The following is a 21,102-nucleotide window of genomic DNA, read 5'->3' on the forward strand; positions in this document are numbered from 1 at the left end:
CGAGGCTATCAACGCACCCCGGTGTGGCTGCCGCGCTGTCCTTACCACGCGTCGGCAATGATGGGATGGAAGCAACAGCGGAGAGGAACGACGATGACCACCCAGCGCATGCCCTCGATGGACCCCCGGCCGACGGGGCTGACGATCGGCACGTACGACACCTACCTGCAGGCGCAGCGCGCAGTCGACTACCTCTCGGACGAGAAGTTCCCGGTGGAGCACACCACGATCGTCGGCAACAACCTGCGGCAGGTGGAGAAGATCACCGGGCGGCTGACCTGGGCCCGGGCGCTGACCGCCGGTCTGGCCAGCGGCGCGTGGTTCGGCCTGTTCGTCGGCGTGCTGCTCGGCCTGTTCACCACCGACGGCGGCTGGCTGGCCGCTCTGGTCACCGGTGTGGTGCTCGGCGCCCTGTTCGGGATGGCGTTCGGTGCGATCGGCTACGCCCAGCTCGGCGGCCGCCGCGACTTCACCTCGCGCACCGCGGTCGTCGCGACGACGTACGACGTGCTCTGCGACTTCAAGTACGCCGAAGAGGCCCGCAACCACCTGGCCAAGCTCGCGCTCAAGGGCGAGGTCAGCCCCCGGCTGCCGGAGCAGTCCAGCTAGGCAGGTAGCCCGTCTCCTCCTGGAGCGCGGCTGCTTCGGCAGCGTGGCCGGCGGCCGGTTCCAGGACGGCGAGTAGCAGCAAAGCACGGCAGGCGAGGATGCGGTGCCCGAGCCGGCGCGCAGCCAGCAGAGCCTGCCGGGCCAGGTCGGCCGCGCGCTCGCCCTGCCCCTGGCCGAGATCCGCTTCGGCCAGGCCGAGCACCGATTCGGCGACGGTGGCTCGGTGCCCGTTGCTTCGAGCGATCCCACCGGCGGCCTGGTGGAACCGGACCGCGTCGTTCCAGCGACCGCGGCGCCGGTAGATCGTGCCCAGCGCGTTCAGCGACGCCGCTTCGTGCCACGGCTGGCCATTGCCGCGGCTGCGGGTCAGGGCCTGCCGGGCCCAGCTCTCCGCCTCTTCCAGATATCCGAGATCCGCGTACAGCAACGCGGCCTCGTACTGCAGCGGCAGCGCGTCGTCGACGGAGTGCGCGGCCTCTGCCAGGTCCCGCTCGGCCTCGTGCAGCTCGCCCAGCAGGCGAAGTGCGACACCGCGGTTGAACAGCGAGATCGTGCGGCCGCGTTCGTCGGGTGCCGTCGCGACGGCTTCCTCCGCGGCCGCCAGGGCGGCGTCCAGGTCGCCCAGGTTGCACTCGACGTTGCTCAGGCTGTTCAGCGCGTTCACCAGTGCGGCTGGCTGGTCGTACTCGCGGAGTGCGTCGACACCTCGCCGCAGCAGTTCGGCGGCCCGCTCCGACTCGCCCTGGTCGTCGTGCGCCATGCCCAGGTTGCAGAGCAGAGCCGCGTAGCCGAGACCGAAGCCGGCTTGGTGATAGAGCTCAGCGGCTTGCTCGCCGGAGGCGATCGCCGCGGCGTTGTCCCCGTTGATGAACTGCAGAGCTCCCAGGCTGTGCAGCATCGCTCCCTGACCGCCGAGGTCGCTCGTCGCGCGGGCTGCCGCGAGCCCGGCCATGACTGCTGTCCGCCAGGAGTCCACTCGGTGCTGGAGCGTCAGGTACTGCCGCAGTACGTCGGCCAGCCGCCACGCTGTCTCGTACGGCCCACGCTCGGCCGCTCGCCTGATCACCGCGACGAGGTTGGCCTCTTCGTCCTCCAGCCAGTGTTCCGAGGCCGGAGGGGAGCCGCCGAGCGGCGGAGTCAGTCGCACCGACGGCATGTACGCGTGCTGTGTTGCCGCGTCGGCCGTGCGCAGGTACCACTCGCAGAGCCTGGCCCACGCGTCCGCGGCATCGTCCGCGACGGCCGCCCGCTGCTCGGCGTACAGGCGGAGGAGGTCGTGCATGCGGTAGCGGTCCTGCTGGCGGATCAGGAGGTTCTCGGTGACCAGTGTGTCGAGCAGCCGGCCCGCTACGACCGGCGTCGTACCGAGCAGCGCGGCGGCGGCCTCGGAGGTCACGTCAGGCCCAGGAACGACGCCCAGCAAGGCGAAAAGCCGCTGCGAGTCAGGAGTCAGAGCGACGTACGAACGGTGGAAGGCGACCTCTACCGCGGCGTCGGGCTCACCTGCCAGCGACAGCGCGAACAACCTGTCCCCGCCGCGCAGCTGTTCGGCGTAGGAGGCGATGGACTCCTCGCGCCGCCCGGCCAGATGGCTGGCCGCGATGCGCAACGCCAGGGGCAGGTGGCCGCACAGCCTGGCCAGCTCGGCGGCAGCCGCGGGCTCTCGGTCCACCCGCGCAGCGCCGATCACGGCCCGTAGCAGGTCAACGGCCTCGTCCTCCTCCAGGACGGCGACCGTCGTACCGAGTGCGCTGTCCAGCACACTCAACCCCGCAAGGTCGTTCCGGCTCGTCACCAGTACGGCGCTGTCTCGCGACCCCGGCAGCAACGGCCGGACCTGCTGCGAGTCCTTCGCATCGTCCAGCAGGATCAGGACGCGTCGACCGGCCAGCAGCGACCGCAACCGAGCCGAGAGCGTGTCCACATCGCCGGTCAGGACTTCGGCACCGGCCAGCTCCAGCAGACCGCGCAGCACCTCGCAGGGACTCTTCCCCGAGTCCCCGGCTCCCTCCAGCCGCACGAACCACTGCCCGTCCGGGTACTCGTCCTGCATCCGATGCGCCACCCGTACGGCGAGAGCCGTCTTCCCCGCACCGGGTGGTCCGCTGATCGTCACCACCGGAACGCCGGTCGGACTGGTCAGCCGGTCCACGATCGCGTCCGCCTCGTCGTACCGGCCGACGAAGTCGCCGATGTCGATCGGCAGTTGCCGGTGCACCTGCCATTCCGGCCCGCGCGCCTCTTCGCCCGACAGCACGAGCTGGTGCAGCCGCCGGACCTCCTCGCCCGGGTCGACTCCCAGCTCCTCGCGGAGCAGCTCGGCAAGCTCCTGGTACGCCGCGAGCGCGTCAGCCTGCCGGGAAGACCTGTGCAGCGCCAGCATCAGCTGGGCCCAGAACCGCTCCCGCAGCGGGTACTGCTTCGTCAGCGCGGTCAGATCGACGATCAACTCGTTGTGCTCACCCTGCTCGAGTCGAGCGTCGACCAGCTGCTCGGTGACCCGTAGCCACTGCTCGACCAGGACCGCTCGCTGGTCGACGACGACCGGGTGGTCCAGGGCGCCGGTCAGCGGCTCGCCGTTCCAGAGCCGGAGTGCCTCGGTCAGACTGTCGACGGTTCCGGCGGCTGCGAGCTGCCGGAACCGGTCCAGGTCGAGCTGGCCGGGCTGCAGGCGGAGCCGGTAGCCCCCTGCGACGGTCTCCAGATGGGTCGACGGGCCGAGCAGACCGCGCAACCGGAACACGGCGGTGTGCAGCGCGCGTTGCGGCTGCGCCGGTGGTTCACCACCCCACAACCAGTGGACCAGCTCGGAGGCGGTCACGGTCTGGTTGGCGTTGGCGAGCAACGCCGCCAGCAGCGTCCGCAGCCGCGGCGCCCCGATCCGGATCTCCCGCCCCTCTTCAAGGACCGCGATGGGACCCAGAAGGCGATAGGCGGTCGTCATGCGGGTCAGTGTCCCCTGACCAGGGGTCGAGCCCGTTCAGCAGCGCTCGGCCGAGACCGGTCACCTGATGCCGCACCGACTTGCCGTGCCGCCGCGACTCGATCAGCCCCGCATCACGCAGTACGGCGGTCTGGTGGCTGGCGGTGGCCAGGGTGATCTTGCAGGCCCTGGCCAGCTCGGTCGTCGTACAGCCGTCGACCGTCAGGGCCAGCACGTTCGCCCGCGTCCGGCCGAGCAGCGCGGCCAGGCTCTGCTCGGAGTCGCTCGGCGTCCGGTCCAGCTGCAGGCCGGCCGCGTTCCGGATCGGGTAGACCAGTACCGGCGGCAGGTCGTGGTCGCCCAGTTTCGTCGGGGCCCGCCAGCAGAAGTACGACGGCTGCAACCGGATCCCGCGACCGTCCAGCCGGACCTCCTCGTCCGGGAACTTCGGGATCTCCAGCACCTGGTTCCGCCAGCGCACACCGGGATGCAGCTCGGCCAGCACGGCCGCGACGCCACCTGTCGACATCCGCTCCAGCCGGTGCCGCTGGTCCGCCCGCACAGCGCCCCGCAGCGACGACCAGTACGGCGCGAGCGCGGACCGGTGGTACACCCGGACGGCATGCCCGAGGCGGTGCAGCGACTCCGGCCGGGCCTCGGACAGCTCCCGGACCCAGCTCGAGGCGGTCCGCCGGGTCGACAGCCTGGACAGGTCCTGCCGGACCCGGTGTCGCGGAGTCGACAGCAGCTGCTCCAGCGCGACCTCGAACCCGCCGGTGGAGTCGGACGGCGTGAGGAAGTCGGGGGAGTAGCCGACCGGAGGCGCCAGCGCGGCCAGCGGGCCGATCGTCTCGCGCGGGAGTCGCCGCCGCATCCGTTGCCGCCAGGCGCCGTACGGGACCGGACCGTCCTCGACCTGCAGCATGTGCAGGCTGAGCAGGACCTCCCAGAGCTCGTCCGGCTCGGCCGCAAGGCTGGTCCGGGCCAGGTCGTCGGCGGTGAAGTGGATGCGCAGCATGGTGTCCTTCCCCCAGAAGTCCAGTGGCACCTGCCAGGGAATCAGCTGCCGCTCACCGATCGCTTACGTCTGATGAGACGAACGCCACTCGCGCGTTGAGCGGGCGTGAGAGCAAGGCCACTGGGCGTGGGGGCTGCGCGGCTGCGCGGCGACCGGGCAGCATGGGCCGGAACCGGAAGGAGCACGGATGCAGTTCGGGCGCAGCTACGAGGAGTTCGAGGTCGGCGCGGTCTACAAGCACTGGCCCGGCAAGACGGTCACCGAGTACGACGACCACCTGTTCTGCCTGCTGACGATGAACCACCATCCGCTGCACCTGGACAGCCACTACGCCGAAGAGACCACCCAGTTCGGCAAGAACGTTGTAGTCGGCAACTACATCTACTCGATCCTGCTCGGCATGTCGGTGCCCGACGTCAGCGGCAAGGCGATCGCGAACCTGGAGATCGAGTCGCTGCGCCATGTCGCCCCGACTTTCCACGGCGACACGATCTACGGCGAGACCGTCGTCCTGGACAAGTGGGAGTCCAAGTCCAAGGACGACCGCGGCGTCGTGTACGTCGAGACCAAGGGCTACAAGCAGGACGGCACGGTGGTCTGCCTGTTCAAGCGCAAGGTGATGGTCCCGAAGAACTCCTACCTGCAGGCGCGGGGCGGCGAACAACCGGGCCGCCCCACGCCACTGAGTTGAGTCACCGCATCCGCGGTCTCCATTCCAGCAGTACGGCGGAAGGCATCGGCAAGGTCACCGTGACGCCGGGTCCTTCGGGCTGGACGGAGATGCTCTGCAGCGCGCTCCTGGCGGCCAGCTCCGGCCACTGCTGATCGGTCGGCCAGGCACCGATCCCGAGGTCCGCCGCGGCCGTGGCGATGTCTCCGCTGCCGGGGGCCAGGACAGTGGCCGTGACCTCCCACTCGGTGTCGATGCCGGCGACCTCTACGGTGACCGTGCGGGTGAGGGCGGGTTCGCCGGAAGCCTTCGTCTGGTCCAGGGTCAGGTTCCACACCAGTACGGCGACCCGGTCGCGGTCGCGGGACGCCCAGGCCTCCACGAGGCTCCCGCCACCGTCGCCGGCGAAGGCGACCGGCAGCTGGACCGGACCGAGCCGACTCAGCAGCGACATCGCGTGGAAGCGCGGCTTCGGCAGCCCACCGACCGTCTGCAGGCCGAATCCGCCGTGCAGCAAGCGCGGCGGCCGCCCGAGCTCCTCGAAGTGGTCCGACGCCACCCAGTACGCCAGCGCGTCCACCCGCCCGGCGGCCGACTTCATGCCGCGCAGCAGGAACACCCCGGAGAACACCGAGTCGTTGATCGGGTTGAAGTGGGTCGGCGTGACCCCCCACTCCGTCCACAGGATCCGCGCCTCGCCGAACCCGTGCCGCTCCAGCGAGGCCCGGACGTCGAGCGGCGGGCTCCCGTAGGTGTGCGTCGACACGAAGTCCACCGGCGACCCGTTGCGCGCGGCGTGCGCGAGCAGGTCGTCGACCCAGCCGGCCGCGGCCGACGAGGGACCACCGACCGCCAGACGCGGGTCGACCGACTTCACCGCGGCCGCCGACACGTCGTACAGGCGCATCCACTCGGCCTTGGTGCCGGACCAGAACACCTCGAGGTTCGCCTCGTTCCAGACCTCGAAGTCCCAGGTGAGCACCTCGTCCAGCCCGTACCGGTCGATCAGGTGCTGCACCAGGGCACGGACCAGCTCACCCCAGCGCTCGTACGAGTGCGGCGGGGAGATGATCGCGCCGTACTCGAAGACGGTCTTCGACGGATCCGACGCCAGGTCGCGCGGCATGAACCCGAGCTCGACGACCGGCCGCAGCCCGAGACCGAGCAGCTTGTCGTAGATCGCGTCCACCACGGTGAAGTCGTGGACCGGCTCTCCGTCGACCTCGGTGTAGACACGGGTGTCGTCGTGGAAGATCGCGTGCGCCCGCACGGTCCGGACGCCGATCTCGTCGTGCATCCGGCGCAGCGCCTGCTCCAGCTCCGGCCCGATCTCCCGGCCACCGCTCAGGTCCTTGCACAGCAACTGACTGAGCCGCTCGCTACCCACCATCGGCACCCACGGGCGTGGCAGCTCGACGCCCTCGGCGTGAGCGTCCACCTCCACCCGCACGACCGGTGCCGAGCCGTCTGGCAGCAGCGGCACGGCCCCGACGACGTCGCTGGCCCGGCCGGCCACCGTCACCTCCGGCACGCTCGCCACGGCGTACCGGTACGGCGTACCGGGCGTGCAGGTGGTGTCGACGTACGGCGGCGCCGGCACCGACAGCACGTCCCCGCTGTGGTGGTCGACCGGCTCCAGCGGCCCGTCCTCCGGTCCGCGCAGGATCAGGTACCCGACCGCGCCGGGCACCGGCGACCAGTCGATCGTCACCTGGCCGACGCCACCGACCGCGGTCACCTCCTTGGGCGGGTCCAGGTCCGGGAACGCGAACTCCCGGTCCTCGTCGCTGCGGATCGCGATCCGGGCGTCCCAGTCGGCCTTGGCGTCACTGTGCATACTCGTCGAATCTCCCGTGGTGGTTGTGTCAGTCGAGCCCGGCGGTGAACCGCTCCATCGCGATCAGCGGCTTCACCCGGCGCTCGACGGCGCCGCGGCTGAAGTTGCGCCGGATCACGTCGTGGCCGAACACGTTGCCGATCGCCCCCATCACCATTGCCTGGTCCAGCGACAGGTAGCGCTTGGCGATCAGCCCGGACTTCACCGCGACCGAGTCGTAGAACCCGCCGCCGGCGTAGGCCTTCAACCTCGACTCGATCTTCGCCAGGTTGTCGATCGCGTGCCGCGGCGCGTACTGCATCGCCAGGAACGCCGCGTGCGGAGTGACCACGCCGTCGCCGTACGTCGGGTTCGGATTGGTGCCCTCGCGGCAGCCCTCGAAGCCGGCGTCGTAGTTGGTCGCCTCGAGGTCCGAAGGGTAGCCGCCGGGGTCCATGCCGATCGCGTCCACGCCGTACACGCTGTAGCCGCCCTTGGGGTTGCTGGCCGGTGAGAAGCCCCAGTACCCGTACTTCGCCTCGTCCATCCCGTGCTCGATGTGCGCCCGCACGGTCAGCGGGTGGTTGATCGCCCAGCTCTTCGTCGCCCAGCGTCCCTCGGGCACGAACAGGTCCGGCATCAGCGACTCGAACATGTCGCCGCCCCACGACGGCACCAGCCGCATCCCGCGGTAGGAGTAGCTGCCCTCGAAGACGTCGATGCCCAGATACGTCCGGTGCACCCCCTTCGGGCGCTGCTCGACCCACGACCAGTCGCACGAGTCGGGGAAGGTCCGGTACGTCGCGAAGTACTGTTCCGGCGGCACCTGACCGAGCGCGATCCCGATGTACGGCGCGATCCGGGCCTCGGTGTTGCAGGTGTCGTAGTGGAACTTGCGGTAGTACACGTCCGGGCCGATGCCGGCGTGGTTGCCCTTGTCGGTCTCCTCGTCCGGCGGCGGCGTCTCGAAGAAGCCGCCGCGCATCAGCCCGGCGCCGACGCCGGGCCGCGCGTCCGGGTTGTAGTAGTAGGCGAAGTTCATCTTGCCGAGCAGGGCGTCGGCCAGTCTGCGGACCCGCGGTTCGGCGTTGCGCACCACCATCAGCGCGGCCGCGAACCAGCCGTTGTCCACGCTGGACACGAACGGCGTGATCGCCTTGGTCCCGTCCGGGTCGACGCGCAGCACCTCACCGGTCGACTCGTCGTACCAGTTGAAGTACATGCCACTCGGCTCGTGGTGGTCGACCCGCGTCATCGTGGTGAGGGTCTGGGTGAGCCGGCGCAGCGACTCCTGCGGGGAGATGATGCCCAGCTCGCGGGCGACCACCGTGCTCCACAGGTAGCCGCCGATGTTGGTCGGCGAGGTGTACCGGCTGCGCACCGGATCGGTGACCGAGGCCCCGATGTTGTCGGCGGGCAGTCCGGTCCTCTCGTCGGTCATCGCGACCAGACTGCGCCAGGTGTCACGGGCCCAGCGGCCGACCAGAGCTTTGTCCTGCCGGTTCGGCTTCCAGCCGCCCTTCAGCTGATCGGCTGGTGAAGGTGTTGTCCCGTACGCGGGAAGGGCTGTGCCCACGAGAGCTGCTGTTCCGGTCGCTGCCAACAATGTTCGGCGACTGATGGTGGCGGTCATCATGTGTCTCCTCTACTTGAGTCCGGTGATCGCGATACCTCGGGTGACGTGCCGCTGGAACACCACGAACATCACCAGCACCGGTACGACGACCACGACCGCGCCGGCCATCAGCAGGCCGTAGTTCTGCGCGTTCTGTCCGGTCGAGTACAGCGCCAGAGCGACGGGAAGGGTGTACTTGTCCTCGGTCTGGGCGATCACCAGCGGCCAGAGAAAGTTGTTCCAGGAGCCGAGGAAGGTGAGGATGCCGAGCGTGGCCAGCGCGGGCCGGGTCAGTGGCAGCATGATCCGGGCGAAGATGCCCAGCTCGCTGGTGCCGTCCACCCGGCCGGCGTCCATCAGGTCGTCCGGCAGTCCGGAGAAGAACTGCCGCATCAGGAAGACGCCGAACGGCGAGACCAGGAACGGCAGGATCAGGCCGGGGTAGCTGTTGGCCAGCCCGGCGTTGGTGACGAACACGAACAGCGGCACGAAGGTGACCATGCCGGGCACCATCAGCGTCGCCAGCACCAGCACGAACAGCGCGTTGCGGCCCCGGAACCGCAGCTTGGCCAGCGCGTAACCGATCATCGAGCAGAACACCAGGTTGCCCGCGGTCACCACCAGCGCGACCACTGTCGAGTTGAAGAAGTAGCGCGGGAAGTTCGCCTTGCCGAACAGGTCGTCGTAGTTCTGCGTGGTGGGTGCCTCGGGCAACCAGGTCGGCGGCACCCGGAGCAGTTCACCCTGGGTCTTGAAGCTGCCCAGCAGCATCCAGACGAACGGCGCGGCGACCGCGACCAGCCCGAGCACGGCGATCAGGTAGATCCACCAGGTACGGCGCATCACTTCTCCCTCAGCAGCCGGAACTGGATGAAGGTGATCACGGCGATCACCACGAACAGCAGGTAGGCCATCGACGTGGCCAGGCCGTAGTTGCCGAAGCCGAACTGCTGGTAGGTGTACATCGACACCGAGATGGTCGAGTTCAGCGGCCCGCCCTGGGTCATCACGAACGGCTCCTCGAAGAACTGCAGGTAGCCGATCCCGGTGGTCACGCTGGTGAACAGCACGGTCGGCCGCAGCAACGGCAGGATCAGGTACCGGAACCGTTGCCACGGGCCCGCACCGTCGATCTGGCCGGCCTCCTCGACGGTCTGCGGGATGCCCTGCAGGCCGGCCAGGAAGATGATCATCGCCGACCCGAAGTTGCGCCAGACCGCCATCGCGATCAGCGACGGCATCGCCCAGGTCTTCGAGGCCAGCCAGTTCGGCCCGTCGACGCCGAACCAGCCGAGCACGGTGTTCAGCAGCCCGGCCTCCGGGGCCAGCACGAACCGCCAGATCACCGCGATCGCGACGATCGAGGTCACCACCGGCAGGTAGTAGCCCACCTTGAACAAGCCCTGGAACCGCTTGACGCCCCGGTCCAGCAGCACCGCGGCCGCCAGCGCGACGACCAGCGTCAGCGGCACCCCGATCAGCACGAAGTACGCCGTGTTGAAGGCGGCCTTGCGGAAGGTCTCGTCGGACAGCGCCTTCAGGTAGTTGTCCAGCCCGACGCCGTTCACCGCGAACGGCGTGCGCAGGTCGCGCTGCTTGATGTCGGTGAAGCTCATCCCGAACGAGCCCAGCACCGGCCCGGCCGTGAAGGCCAGGAACAGCACCACGAACGGCAGGACGAGGATCCACGCGGCGGTCGTCTCGCGCCTGTGAGATCGCATCGCGATCAGCTACCGGTGCCGATCGACGAAGCCTTGGTCTGGATCGCCTTCGCGGTCTCGGCGGGGGACTGACCGGCCTTGGCCATCTTCTCGACCTCGGTGTCGAACGCGGCCGCCACCTGCTCCCAGGTCACGACGGACGGCGGCGCCTTCGCGGTCTCCAGTTGCTTGCCGAACACCGGCAGCAGCGGGTCGCCGGCGATGCTCGGGTCCTGCCAGGCGGCCTGCACGGCGGGCAGGTCGGTGGACAGCTTGAACCAGGTCGCCTGCGTCTTGGCGTCGGACAGCCACTTGACCAGCTTCCAGGCGCTGTCCTTGTTCTTGCTCGCCTTGAACACGACGAAGTTGCTGCCGCCGACGAACGACGTGGAGGTCTTGTTCTTCGGCAGCTCGAACACGCCGATGTTCGACTTGATCTTCTCGCCGCCGAGCTTGGCGATCGACCCGGCCATCCACGGCCCGGAGATGAACATCGGTACCTGGCCGCTGACGAACTGCGCTTCGGTCTGGTTCGGCGGCAGGTCGGTGCCGGCCAGCTTCTCGGTGAAGAAGGACTGGTAGTACTTCAGTCCTTCCTGCATCTCCGGGGTGTCGAAGGTGAACTCCTTCTCGTCGTCGGTGGTGATGTTCGCACCGGCCGACCAGGCGAACGGCATCACCGTCTGCCAGGAGCCCTGACCACCGGGCTGCAGGTTGATGCCGTACTTCGCGCCGGCCTTGTCCTGCATCGCCTTGGCCATCGCCTTCAGGCCGTCCCAGTCGGTCGGCGGCGTGGTGATGCCTGCCTTGGCGGCCAGGTCCTTGCGGTAGTAGACGACCCGCGTCTCGACGTACCAGGGCACGCCGTAGCTGACGTCCTTCACCTTGGTGGTGTCCAGCGCGCCGGGGTAGAAGCTGCCGGTGTCGATCCCGGCCGGCGTCGGGTCGAGCGCGTCCAGATCGGCGAACTCGCCCATCCAGGTGGTGCCGACCATCGCGGCGTCCGGCAGCGACTGCGCCGTGATCGCGGTGGTGAACTTGTTGTGCGCGGCGTCCCAGGGGATCGGCGTCACCGTCACCTTGGTGCCGGGATTGGCGGCCTCGAACTCCTTGGTCAGCTTGGGCAGGTTCTCGCCCTCGGTGCCCATCGCCCAGACGGTCAGGTTCCCGGTGGCCGGGTCGCTGCCGATGCTGGTGGTCGCCTGCGGTGCGGCCTCGGGGGTGTCCTCGGACCGGCCGCAGCCGGACAGGGCCAGTGCCGCGGCGGTGAGTACGGCGCCGCCGGTCACCAGCCGGCTGCGGGTGCTCTGGGTGATCATGCTCGTCTCCTCAGTCGGTTACTGCTGTCCGTGCCGTCCCCCGGGTGCGTGCCGCAACTCGCGCGCAGCACGAGCTCTGTGGGTAGTACGTCGTTGCGCGCGCGGGTGCGTTCCCCGGTCACGCGTTCGTGCAGTCGTGACGCGGCCAGCCGGCCGAGCTCGGCCATCGGCTGCCGCACGGTCGTCAGCCCCGGGGACACGTACCGCGCGGCCATCACGTCGTCCCACCCCGTCACCACGACCTCGGCCGGTACGCCGACGCCGCCGTCCCGCAGCGTCTGGACGACCGCGAGCGCCAACTCGTCGTTGGCGCAGACCAGTCCGTCGGGCATTCGCCCGCTCTCGCGCCGGGGCCCGCTCCCGCTGCCGGTAGCCGTCCGGGCCTTCGTCCCCGTGCCGCCTGAAGTTGCTGCGAGCAACTTCGTTGCCAGGCCGGCGCCGGCTGCTTCGGTCAGTGGCACGCGCTCGGGCTCCGGGACCTCCAGCTCGCGGGCTCGCAGCGCCTTCGCGAAGCCCGCGTAGCGCTCGGACACGTCGTACGAGCTGGCCGGATCGCCGACGAACAGCAGGTCCTGCCGCCCGTGGTCGAGCAGCCGGGTGGTCAGCCGCTCGGCGCTCGCCGCGCTTTCGGTCCGGACCGAGTCGCAGCCGGTCACCGGCGGGTGCGCGACCAGGACCACCGGCACCTTGGCGCGGCGCAGGTCCTGGATCGCGTCCAGCCCGAGCGCGTTGCCGTGGACAACGATTCCGTCCACCCGGCCGGCCAGGTCGCGCACGGTCCGTTGGGGCTCAGGATTTCCGTGTGTGACGGTCAGGATCACGCTCTGCCCGTGCTCGCCGGCCCATCGCTCGTATCCCATCAGCAGGTCGCCGTAGAACGGGCCGGCCAGATCGGGCAGGACGAGACCGTGCGCCTCGTGACGTTGCACCGCGAGGCTCCGGGCAGCTCGCAGCGGTACGTAGTTCAGTTCCTGCGCGGCCTGGTCCACGCGGGCTCTCGCCTTCGCCGACACCGGTCCGGTGCCTTGCAGGACGCGCGAAACCGTGGCGATCGACAACTGCGCGTGCGCGGCGACGTCGTAGATCGTCGGCGGCCTGCCGGTCGGGCCGGACGGCATCGCGAGCCTCCTTCGGCGAAAGTGGAAGCGCTTACAGTTTTCGACCCTGCCCTGTGACGGGGCGGTTGGTCAAGGGTTCGCGGCCGCTGGATTCGTGGTCTGAGACGATGGATCGGTGACCATACACGCAGAGTCAGCGGAGCGGAAGGACCAGCTCTGGCTGGTCCGGCACGGCGAGACCGAGTGGAGCAAGTCGGGCCGGCACACGTCCACGACCGACCTGCCGCTGACCGCGGAGGGTGAGCGGATCGCCGGCGAACTGCGCGAGCGGTTGGCCGGCCACGACTTCGACCTGGTGCTGACCAGCCCACGGCAACGCGCCCGGCGGACGGCGGAACTGGCGGGCTTCGCGAACGCCGAGGTCGACGACGACCTGGTCGAATGGGACTACGGCGACTACGAAGGCATCACCACCGCGCAGATCCGCGAGACCGTGCCGGGCTGGACGGTCTGGGCGAATCCCGTACCCAACGGCGAGACGCCCGAACAGGTCGCCGCCCGCCTCGACCGGGTGAACGCCCGGATCGCCGCCGTCGACGGCGACGTGCTGGTCTTCGGTCACTCCCACGCCCTGCGCGCGCTGACCGCCCGCTGGCTCGAGCTCGACGTCACCGAGGGCCGCCACTTCGTCCTCAACACCGCCACGGTCTCGGTCCTCGGCTGGGACCGCGGCTCACCGGCCGTTCATCAGTGGAACGCGTAGAGCGCGATCTCGCCCACCCACGAAACCCGATCCGCCGGTAGACCGACTGCCCGGCCGCTGAGGACTCCAGGACGGCGTACTGCGCGACGTCGGCCGCCGCGCGTACGGCGTACCGGGTGATCGCGGCGCCGATGCCTTGCCGTCGGGCCTCGGGCACGGTCATCACGAAGTAGATTCCGGCGACTCCCGGGGTCAGGAAGACGGTTGCCGTGCCCACCGGTTCGCCGTCGAGCCGGGCGAGGTAGTGCCGCCAGGGGTCGTCGAAGCCTTCCTGCCGGTAGATCCCGCCGACCCACTCGGCCTCGATGACGCCTTCGCCGAATCCGCGGCCGAGCGTGTCCACCCAGACGGCCAGGTCCTGTTCGGTGTGGACCCTGGTGATCTCCAGGCCGTTCGGCGGTTGGCCGGTGACCTGGGCGATCTCGACCGCCATCGCCGGCTCCCGGCCCTCGTCGGTGAACCCTGCCGCCAGCAACCGTTCGCCCAGATCGCCCGGCCGCATCGACGGTCCGACGTGCCACGTGCCGGGCACGCCGTGGGCCTTCATCAGCTCGGCGGACTCGGCGATCACCGCGTCGGCATCGCCGGTGGTCAGGTCCGCGGCGACCACCGCGTTGTGGTAGTCGATCGGTGACCCGCCGATGGTCCAGCGTGCCTTCGCATCGTCGCGGTGTGCTCCTCCGCCCCTGCTGCCCATCCGGAGCAGCAGTTCGGCGGTGTTGTCCTCGATCGCCTGGATCGTCATCGGTCCATTGTCAGGTTGCCGGTGTCAGATTGCCGGGCGAGGTTGTGGGTATCGTGTCCCGGCTGATGGCGGACAGGGCAGGCAGGAAGGTCACGATGGACGAGTTGCTGTCGGTCGATGTCGACGACCGCGGAACGGATGTGGTCGCGAAGGTGTCCGGTGAGCTGGACTTCGGGACGGCACCGCAGTTCCTCCAGGCAGTGGAGTCGCTGGTGGTCACCGGCCGGTCACTGGTGCTCGACCTGTCCGAGCTGACGTTCTGCGACTCCAGTGCGTTGAGCGCGCTGGTTCGCCTGCACAAGCGTGCCAAGGCGGTGGGCGCCGAGTTCGCGCTGGCCCGGCTGCGCCCGCAAGTGGAGGCGGCGATCACCGTGACCATGCTGCACCGGCTGCTGGTGATCCATCAGGAGGTCCCGGCCGCCGGGAAGTCCTCGCAGCCATGATCACCGACGTCCCGGCCCCGCGGCGACCACGCGGCGGCTACGACTTCGGGCTGTTCGGACTGTCGGACATGGTCCGGCTGGCCGCCGAGCTGCGGACCACGGCCGAGTCCGCGGAAGGGTTCGTCCCGGCCGCCACCGCGGTCGTCCGCCAGTTGCGGGACGGATTCGTGGACGGCGACGGGGAATCGGTGCTGGAGCTCGTGCGACTGTTCTCGACCCGGAGGTTCGCCGACCTCGGCGACGAATTGCGGCGGATCGTGCTGGAACAGGTGCAGGGCCCCGCTGCCGCGGATCTGCGGTGCTTGACGCTGGAGGCCACCGTCGGGCGGGAGCCGGGGCTGAACGACCCGGCCCTGTCGCGGCGGCATCGCCTGATCCCGCTGGCCTCGACCGCGACGGTCGCCGCGGCGCCGATGGTTTCCGCCCTCGTGTCGGGGCTCGGTCTGCAGGCGGCCGACGTGGTGGCCGGCGCGGTCGGCAGCGGCCGGTTCGACGTGTTCCATGTTGCCGAGGCGGCGGGCAGCCGGCACGTTCCGGACCAGGAGTTCGTCCGCCGGCACGGCATTCGTTCGGTCCTCGCCTTCGGCGGCGCGCTGCCCGACGGCGAGATGTTCTGTGTGGTGATGTTCGCCCGCGTCGTCATCCCGGCCGAGGTCGCGGACCTGTTCCGGGCCGTCGCCGTCAGTGTCCGGGCCGGATTGCTGGCGCATTCCCATGTCGGTTCGGGCCGGGTAGGGCTGGAGGCGCAGCGGGCGGCGCTGCGCGAGCATCTGCAGGTGCTGGAGGAGTCCTCCCGGTCCCAGGCGGCCGAGCTGGAGGAGGCAGTACGGCGGCTGCGGGCCGAGGCCGACCTGGTGGACACGCTGCAGGTGGTCGGCCGGCGCCTGACCGCGCAGCTCGACCTCGACGCACTGGTCCAGGACGCCACCGACGCCGCGACGCAGGCCACGGAGGCCGAGTTCGGCGCGTTCTTCTACAACCTGATCGACCAGTACGGCGAGTCGTACACGCTCTACACCCTGTCCGGCGTACCGCGCGAGGCGTTCGACCGGTTCCCCATGCCGCGCAAGACCGCGGTGTTCGCCGCCACCTTCGACGGCCGGGGCGTGATGCGGTCCGACGACATCACCCGCGACCCGCGCTACGGCCGGAACGCGCCGCACTTCGGCATGCCCGCCGGGCACCTGCCGGTCCGCAGCTACCTGGCGGTGCCGGTGATCTCTCCGTCGTCCCAGCAGGTGCTCGGCGGATTCTTCTTCGGCCACTCCGAACCCGGCCGGTTCACCGCCCGGCACCAGCAGTTGGCCGAAGGGATCGCCGGCTACGCGGCGATCGCGCTGGACAACGCGCGGTTGTTCTCCGCCCAGCAGCGGATGGCGACCGAGCTGGCCAGGAGCATGCTGCCCACCGTCCCGCAGATCGCGCACCTGGAGATCGCCTCCCGGTACCTGCCGGCCGCGACCGGCTCGGAGGTCGGTGGGGACTGGTTCGACGTGATCGAACTGCCGGCCGGACGCACGGCGTTCGTGATCGGCGACGTCGTCGGCCGTGGGGTCACCGCCGCGTCGGTGATGGGCCAGATCCGGATGGCGGTCCGCTCGTACGCGCTGCTCGACCTGCCACCCGCCGACCTGCTGCGGCACGTGTCGCACCTGGCCGAGCACACCGTGAAGACCACCTTCGTCACGTGCCTGTACGCCGTGCACGACCCGGTCGACCAGACGCTGACGTTCGCGAACGCCGGCCACCTGCCGGCGGTGCTGACGCCACCCGGCGGCCACTCCCAGCTGATCGGGGAGGGGCTCGGGATGCCGCTCGGTGTCGGCGACACCTTTCTGCAGCAGCAGGCCGAGTTCCCGCCGGGGGCGCGGCTGACGCTGACCACGGACGGCCTGGTGGAGAGCCGCCGACGTACCGTCGCCGCGGGCTTGCGGGACCTGATCGGCGAGCTGGACCAACTGTCCGGCGACGAGGACCTGCGGACCGCGTGCGACCGGATGATCGACCGGCTGACCGACAACGAGCACGACGACGACGTGGCGCTGCTGCACGTGCACCACCTCGACGGGTACCGCCGGACCGCGTCGCTGCCGCTGACCGCGGATCCCGCCGTCGGCGCCCGCGCACGGACGTTCGTCCGTGAGCAGCTGACCCGGTGGGAGCTGACCGAGGTCGTCGAGCCGGCACTCACCGTGGCCGTCGAACTGGTCAGCAACGCCGTACGGCACAGCGGCCGCCCCGTCGCGCTCCGGCTGCACCACGACGGCGCCCGGCTGACGATCGACGTCGCCGATCACGACGTCGCGACGCCCCGGATGTCCGAGCCCGGCGTCGAGGAGGAGCGGCATCGTGGCCTGTATCTGGTCAACGCCTACGCGGCGCGGTGGGGGACCCGCAGCACACCGGACGGCAAGGTGGTCTGGGCAGAGATCGACACGCCGTCGTCCCGGCCTGGGTAGACTCGCCGCATGCGACGGTCAGGGCTGGTTGGTCACGTGCGTGGGCTGGGTGCTCACGACCACGTGTGCTGGCAGTACGACACGCCCGAGGACTTCCGCGCCCGGGCCCACGAGTTCCTGGTTGACGGTCTCGCCGAGGGGTACCGCGTCTGGTACACCGCTCCGGGCGATGTCCGGACGCTGACCGAGGAGCTGCGTGAGGTCGACGGGATGGATCAGGCCCTACGGTCCGGCGCTGCCCAGGTGGCGTCGCTGGACGCCACGTACGCGGTAGGCGCCGTGGTGCGGCCGCAGGATCAGGTGGCGTCGTACGCGGTGGCGACCGACCAGGCGCTGGCCGACGGCTTCGCCGGGCTCCGGGTGGCGGCGGAGGCCACCCAACTGGTGCTGACCGGGGAGCAGCTGGATTCGTTCACTCGCTACGAGCACCTGATCGACCGCTACATGACCGAGCGCCCGTTCTCCGCTCTCTGCGGCTACGACCGGACCCGGCTCGGCGACGCGGCGATCGCACAGCTGGCCTGTCTGCATCCCAGCACCAACGCGGCCGTCGACTTCCGGCTGTACGCCGCTCCCGGGGCGGTGCCCGCACTGGCCGGCGAGCTCGATCTGTTCAGCGACGACTTGTTCGCCCTCGCGCTGGAGCGGGCGCATCTGGAGGCCGTCGGCGGCCAGGTGGTCCTCGACGGCACCCGACTGACTTTCGTCGACCATGCCGGGCTGGTCCGCCTGTCCCGGCACGCTGCCGACCTCGGCGTCGACGTCGTACTGCGGACGTCGTGGCCCGGAGCTCCGCGGTTGGCGGAGCTGCTCGGGCTGCCCGGCGTTCGTGTGGAGGCTGCATGACGACCAGTGCCACCGAAACATCGACCGGATTCGTCCATCCGGCGCTGTTCTACCGCTCCGACCGCGATTACCTGGACGGTTTGATCCCGTTCATCACCGAGGGACTGGCGCTGGGCCAGCCCGTGGCCGTCGCGGTGCCGGCCGCGAAACTGCGGCTGCTGCGGCATGCGCTGGGCGCGGCGGCGGACGACGTGACGCTGATCGACATGGAGCAGGCCGGACGCAACCCCGGGCGGATCATCCCCACGGTGCTGCGCCGGTTCGCCGACGACCACGCCGACACCCACGTCCGGATCGTGGGCGAGCCGATCTGGGCCGGCCGCAGCGAGCTGGAGTACCCGGCCTGCGCCCAGCACGAGGCGCTGATCAACCTGGCGTTCGCCGGCCGCGACGTGACCATCGTGTGTCCCTACGACCTGTCCGCGCTGGACCAGCGGGCGGTGGACGACGCGCTGCTCACCCACCCGGTGGTCTGGGAGGGGACGCGGAGCTACGAGAGCGACAGGTACGCGCCAGAAGCGATCGTCAGCCGGTACAACGAGCCGCTGGACGACCTGTCCGGCGCCGCGGACGCCGCCGTTCTGCCGATCAGCAGCTCCGTCCGGTCACGAGACGCCCGGAAGTTCGCCGGTGAGCACGCGGAACGGCTCGGACTGGGTGCGGACCGGATCGCCGACCTGCAGCTGATCGCCACGGAGCTGGTGGCGAACAGCATCCGGCACACCGACGGCGACGGGGAACTGCGGATCTGGCGGGACGGGAACCAACTGGTCTGCGAGGTCCGCGACAGCGGGCGGCTGACCGATCCACTGGTAGGCAAGATCCCGGCCGAGCCCGGACAGCTGAACGGTCGTGGCCTGCTGCTGGTCAACCAGCTGGCCGACCTCGTCCGGACCCACACGACCGACCACGGCACGGCCGTCTACGCGTTCGTCGCCCTGGACACGGCTCCGCGCAACTGAGTCGTCGCTCGGACGCCCGACTGGGTTCGGCGAGGTTTTGCCGGTTGTCGCTCGGACGCCCCGCTGGTTCCGGCGGCGTTGCCGCTAGCAACTTCACCGGCCGGTGGACGCACGTCGGTCTGCTGATGCCGCGCGGCCTCAGCCAGGGAGGGCGTTCCACTGGGCGAGGGTGGAAGCGAGCAGGGTGGCGGTCGGCAGGTTCTCGAACTCGTCGCGGCTGACGAACCGGGCGTCGTCGGCGTCGTCCCCGGCGCGCAGCGTGCCGCCGACCGGTTCGGCCTCGTAGTCGCGGATCACGTACAGCCGCCGCCCGGGCGCCTCCCGTTCGACCTCGCCGACCAGGTCGCCGACCCGCACCTGGAGACCGGTTTCCTCCTCGACCTCGCGGGCCACGGCGGTCGGGTCGTCCTCGCCGGGCTCGACCCGGCCACCCGGCAACGACCACAGCCCGCGACCGGGTTCGTTGGCCCGCTGGACCAGCAGCAGGCGGCGCTGGTCGTCGTACACAAGGGCTCCGACACAGTCGACCCGGTCACGCTCCATGTGGATAACAGTAAGGACCAGGGCGCGGTCCGGATAGCATCTCTGTCGAGACTTTGTCCAGAGAAGGGATCCCGATCGCTCGTGCGCATCGACCTGCACACCCATTCGAACCGCTCGGACGGCACCGACCCGGTCGACGTCCTGATCGCGCACGCGAAGCGGGACGGCCTGGACGTGATCGCGCTCACCGATCACGACACGGCCGACGGCTGGGCCGAGGGCCGGCGCGCCGCCGAGGAGCTCGGCATCGGGTTCGTCCCCGGCATCGAGATCTCCTGCAAGCTGCACGGCATCGCCGTCCATCTGCTCGGCTACCTGCCCGACCCGTCGTACCAGCCGCTGGCCGAGGAGCTGCGGATCGTGCGCGACGGCCGGACCGACCGGATCCCCTCGATCGTCGCCCGGCTCAACGGCATGGGCGTCGAGCTCACCGTCGACGACGTGCTCGCCCAGGCGACCGGTACGCCGTCGGTCGGCCGGCCGCACGTCGCCGACGCGCTGGTTGCCAACGGCACCGTCGCGGACCGTGGCGAGGCGTTCGACCGGTTCCTGGCCGACGGCCGGCCGGGCCACGTGTCGCACTACGCGATCGAGCCGGGCCGCGCGATCGACCTGGTCCGCGCCGCCGGCGGCGTCCCGGTGATCGCGCACCCGTGGGGCCGCTCCAGCCACAAGGTCGTCACCGCGGAGACGATCGCCCGCCTGGTCGCCGACCACGGGCTGGCCGGGATCGAGGTCGACCACCAGGACCACTCGCCGCAGTCGCGGGAGACGCTGCGCGGGATCGCCCAGGATCTGGGCATCATCTGGACCGGTTCGAGCGACCACCACGGCCTGGGCAAGATCAACCACGAGCTCGGCGTGAACGGCACCGATCCCGAGCAGTTCCAGCGGCTGCTCGAGGTCGCCAAGGTCAACGCCGCGGCCAGTGGGGCGGACGCGCCAGAGGTCTACCTGCCGTGAACTCCGTGATCAACTTCGGCCTGCTCAGCGAGGTCTTCGTCACGCTGTTCGTGATCATGGACCCGCCCGGCACGGTGCCGGTGTTCATCTCGCTGACCGCCGGCCAGTCCCGCGCGGTCCGCAAGAAGGCCGCCTGGCAGGCCGTGCTGGTCGCCTTCGGCGTGATCGTCGTGTTCGCCGCGTTCGGCCAGCAGATCCTGCACAACCTCGGCATCACCCTGCCCGCCCTCCAGGCCGCCGGCGGTCTGCTGCTGCTCCTGATCGCGCTGCAGCTGCTGACCGACACCGCCGAGGACCCGGTCCAGACCAAAAACGCCAACATCGCCTTCGTCCCGCTCGGCACCCCACTGCTGGCCGGCCCCGGCGCGATCGTCGCCACCATGGTCTTCGTCCAGCGCGCCGACGGCTCGCTGCCCGAGGTCGTCGCGATCTCGGTCGGCATCGTGCTGATCCACCTGGTGATGTGGCTGACCCTGCGCTTCTCCGGCCTGATCATGCGCATCCTCGGCGAGAACGGCGTCCTGCTCGTCACCCGCATCGCCGGCCTGCTGCTCAGCGCCATCGCCGTGCAACTCGTCGCCGACGCGGTCGCGGACTTCATCAAGGCCGGCTGACTCCAGGCCGGGCTGACCGGCGCCGTGCCAGCGCCG

General features: G+C 70.2%; 19 protein-coding genes. 9 read left to right on the forward strand and 10 right to left on the reverse strand.

What is annotated here, in order from left to right:
• Positions 1-93: 93 nt before the first annotated feature.
• On the forward strand, positions 94-609 hold the full coding sequence (locus BWI15_RS17835) for a general stress protein (protein ID WP_077015514.1): 516 nt from the start codon (positions 94-96) through the stop codon (positions 607-609).
• Here BWI15_RS17835 and BWI15_RS17840 read toward each other — a convergent pair.
• Positions 578-3,553 (reverse strand): AfsR/SARP family transcriptional regulator, encoded by a 2,976-nt coding sequence (locus BWI15_RS17840; protein ID WP_077015515.1) that lies wholly within the window; start codon positions 3,551-3,553, stop codon positions 578-580. The genes BWI15_RS17835 and BWI15_RS17840 overlap by 32 nt on opposite strands.
• On the reverse strand, positions 3,510-4,550 hold the full coding sequence (locus BWI15_RS17845) for an ArsR/SmtB family transcription factor (RefSeq protein WP_077015516.1): 1,041 nt from the start codon (positions 4,548-4,550) through the stop codon (positions 3,510-3,512). The genes BWI15_RS17840 and BWI15_RS17845 overlap by 44 nt, the downstream gene beginning before the upstream one ends.
• Before the next feature lie 187 nt (positions 4,551-4,737).
• On the opposite strand from BWI15_RS17845, the gene BWI15_RS17850 reads away from it, so the two are divergent.
• Positions 4,738-5,241 carry a MaoC family dehydratase gene (locus BWI15_RS17850; RefSeq protein ID WP_077015517.1) on the forward strand — a complete coding sequence of 168 codons (504 nt, stop codon included), beginning with the start codon at positions 4,738-4,740 and terminating at the stop codon, positions 5,239-5,241.
• 1 nt (position 5,242) lies between these two features.
• Here the strand turns inward: BWI15_RS17850 and BWI15_RS17855 are convergent, their stop codons facing one another.
• The 6 genes from BWI15_RS17855 to BWI15_RS17880 form a co-directional block, all read right to left on the reverse strand.
• Positions 5,243-7,057: a GH39 family glycosyl hydrolase gene (locus BWI15_RS17855; RefSeq protein WP_077015518.1), complete on the reverse strand. Its 1,815-nt coding sequence runs from the start codon at positions 7,055-7,057 to the stop codon at positions 5,243-5,245.
• 28 nt (positions 7,058-7,085) lie between these two features.
• Complete coding sequence (locus BWI15_RS17860; protein WP_237771331.1) at positions 7,086-8,612, reverse strand: glucoamylase family protein; 1,527 nt, start codon at positions 8,610-8,612, stop codon at positions 7,086-7,088.
• Between the two features lie 69 nt (positions 8,613-8,681).
• Positions 8,682-9,494 (reverse strand): carbohydrate ABC transporter permease, encoded by an 813-nt coding sequence (locus tag BWI15_RS17865; RefSeq protein ID WP_077015519.1) that lies wholly within the window; start codon positions 9,492-9,494, stop codon positions 8,682-8,684.
• Positions 9,494-10,372: a carbohydrate ABC transporter permease gene (locus BWI15_RS17870; protein WP_077015520.1), complete on the reverse strand. Its 879-nt coding sequence runs from the start codon at positions 10,370-10,372 to the stop codon at positions 9,494-9,496. The genes BWI15_RS17865 and BWI15_RS17870 overlap by 1 nt, the downstream gene beginning before the upstream one ends.
• Positions 10,373-10,377: 5 nt before the next feature.
• Entirely contained in the window at positions 10,378-11,670 is a 1,293-nt protein-coding gene (locus tag BWI15_RS17875; RefSeq protein WP_077015521.1) for a sugar ABC transporter substrate-binding protein, read from the reverse strand.
• Positions 11,667-12,788 carry a LacI family DNA-binding transcriptional regulator gene (locus BWI15_RS17880; RefSeq protein ID WP_077015522.1) on the reverse strand — a complete coding sequence of 374 codons (1,122 nt, stop codon included), beginning with the start codon at positions 12,786-12,788 and terminating at the stop codon, positions 11,667-11,669. Before BWI15_RS17880 ends, BWI15_RS17875 begins: the two co-directional genes overlap by 4 nt.
• Positions 12,789-12,903: 115 nt before the next feature.
• Between BWI15_RS17880 and BWI15_RS17885 the strand changes: the two genes are divergently transcribed.
• A complete protein-coding gene (locus BWI15_RS17885; RefSeq protein WP_083750841.1) occupies positions 12,904-13,491 on the forward strand; it encodes a histidine phosphatase family protein in 588 nt (195 codons plus the stop codon).
• On the opposite strand, the gene BWI15_RS17890 is transcribed toward BWI15_RS17885, so the two are convergent.
• Entirely contained in the window at positions 13,421-14,236 is an 816-nt protein-coding gene (locus BWI15_RS17890) for a GNAT family N-acetyltransferase (RefSeq protein ID WP_083750842.1), read from the reverse strand. The two genes, BWI15_RS17885 and BWI15_RS17890, sit on opposite strands and share 71 nt — an antisense overlap.
• A gap of 95 nt (positions 14,237-14,331) precedes the next feature.
• Here BWI15_RS17890 and BWI15_RS17895 point away from each other — a divergent pair, with 95 nt between their 5' ends.
• From BWI15_RS17895 to BWI15_RS17910, 4 genes are read left to right on the forward strand one after another with little or no spacing between them, the layout of a single operon-like run.
• Positions 14,332-14,679: an STAS domain-containing protein gene (locus BWI15_RS17895; RefSeq protein WP_077015523.1), complete on the forward strand. Its 348-nt coding sequence runs from the start codon at positions 14,332-14,334 to the stop codon at positions 14,677-14,679.
• The gene (locus tag BWI15_RS17900; RefSeq protein ID WP_077015524.1) at positions 14,676-17,138 is read left to right on the forward strand and encodes an ATP-binding SpoIIE family protein phosphatase; all 2,463 of its coding nucleotides are present in this window, start codon (positions 14,676-14,678) and stop codon (positions 17,136-17,138) included. Before BWI15_RS17895 ends, BWI15_RS17900 begins: the two co-directional genes overlap by 4 nt.
• A gap of 9 nt (positions 17,139-17,147) precedes the next feature.
• Complete coding sequence (locus tag BWI15_RS17905; protein ID WP_077015525.1) at positions 17,148-17,984, forward strand: MEDS domain-containing protein; 837 nt, start codon at positions 17,148-17,150, stop codon at positions 17,982-17,984.
• Positions 17,981-18,946, forward strand: coding sequence for a sensor histidine kinase (locus BWI15_RS17910; RefSeq protein WP_077015526.1), 966 nt, complete (start codon positions 17,981-17,983; stop codon positions 18,944-18,946). Before BWI15_RS17905 ends, BWI15_RS17910 begins: the two co-directional genes overlap by 4 nt.
• A gap of 138 nt (positions 18,947-19,084) precedes the next feature.
• On the opposite strand, the gene BWI15_RS17915 is transcribed toward BWI15_RS17910, so the two are convergent.
• Positions 19,085-19,489 carry an NUDIX hydrolase gene (locus tag BWI15_RS17915; RefSeq protein ID WP_077015527.1) on the reverse strand — a complete coding sequence of 135 codons (405 nt, stop codon included), beginning with the start codon at positions 19,487-19,489 and terminating at the stop codon, positions 19,085-19,087.
• Between the two features lie 81 nt (positions 19,490-19,570).
• On the opposite strand from BWI15_RS17915, the gene BWI15_RS17920 reads away from it, so the two are divergent.
• Positions 19,571-20,452, forward strand: a complete 882-nt coding sequence (locus tag BWI15_RS17920; RefSeq protein ID WP_077015528.1) for a PHP domain-containing protein — start codon at positions 19,571-19,573, stop codon at positions 20,450-20,452.
• Positions 20,449-21,066 carry a MarC family protein gene (locus BWI15_RS17925; RefSeq protein WP_077015529.1) on the forward strand — a complete coding sequence of 206 codons (618 nt, stop codon included), beginning with the start codon at positions 20,449-20,451 and terminating at the stop codon, positions 21,064-21,066. The genes BWI15_RS17920 and BWI15_RS17925 overlap by 4 nt, the downstream gene beginning before the upstream one ends.
• The last annotated feature ends 36 nt before the right edge of the window (positions 21,067-21,102 follow it).

This window comes from Kribbella sp. ALI-6-A, from assembly GCF_001984195.1.
Taxonomy (GTDB): Bacteria; Actinomycetota; Actinomycetes; order Propionibacteriales; family Kribbellaceae; genus Kribbella.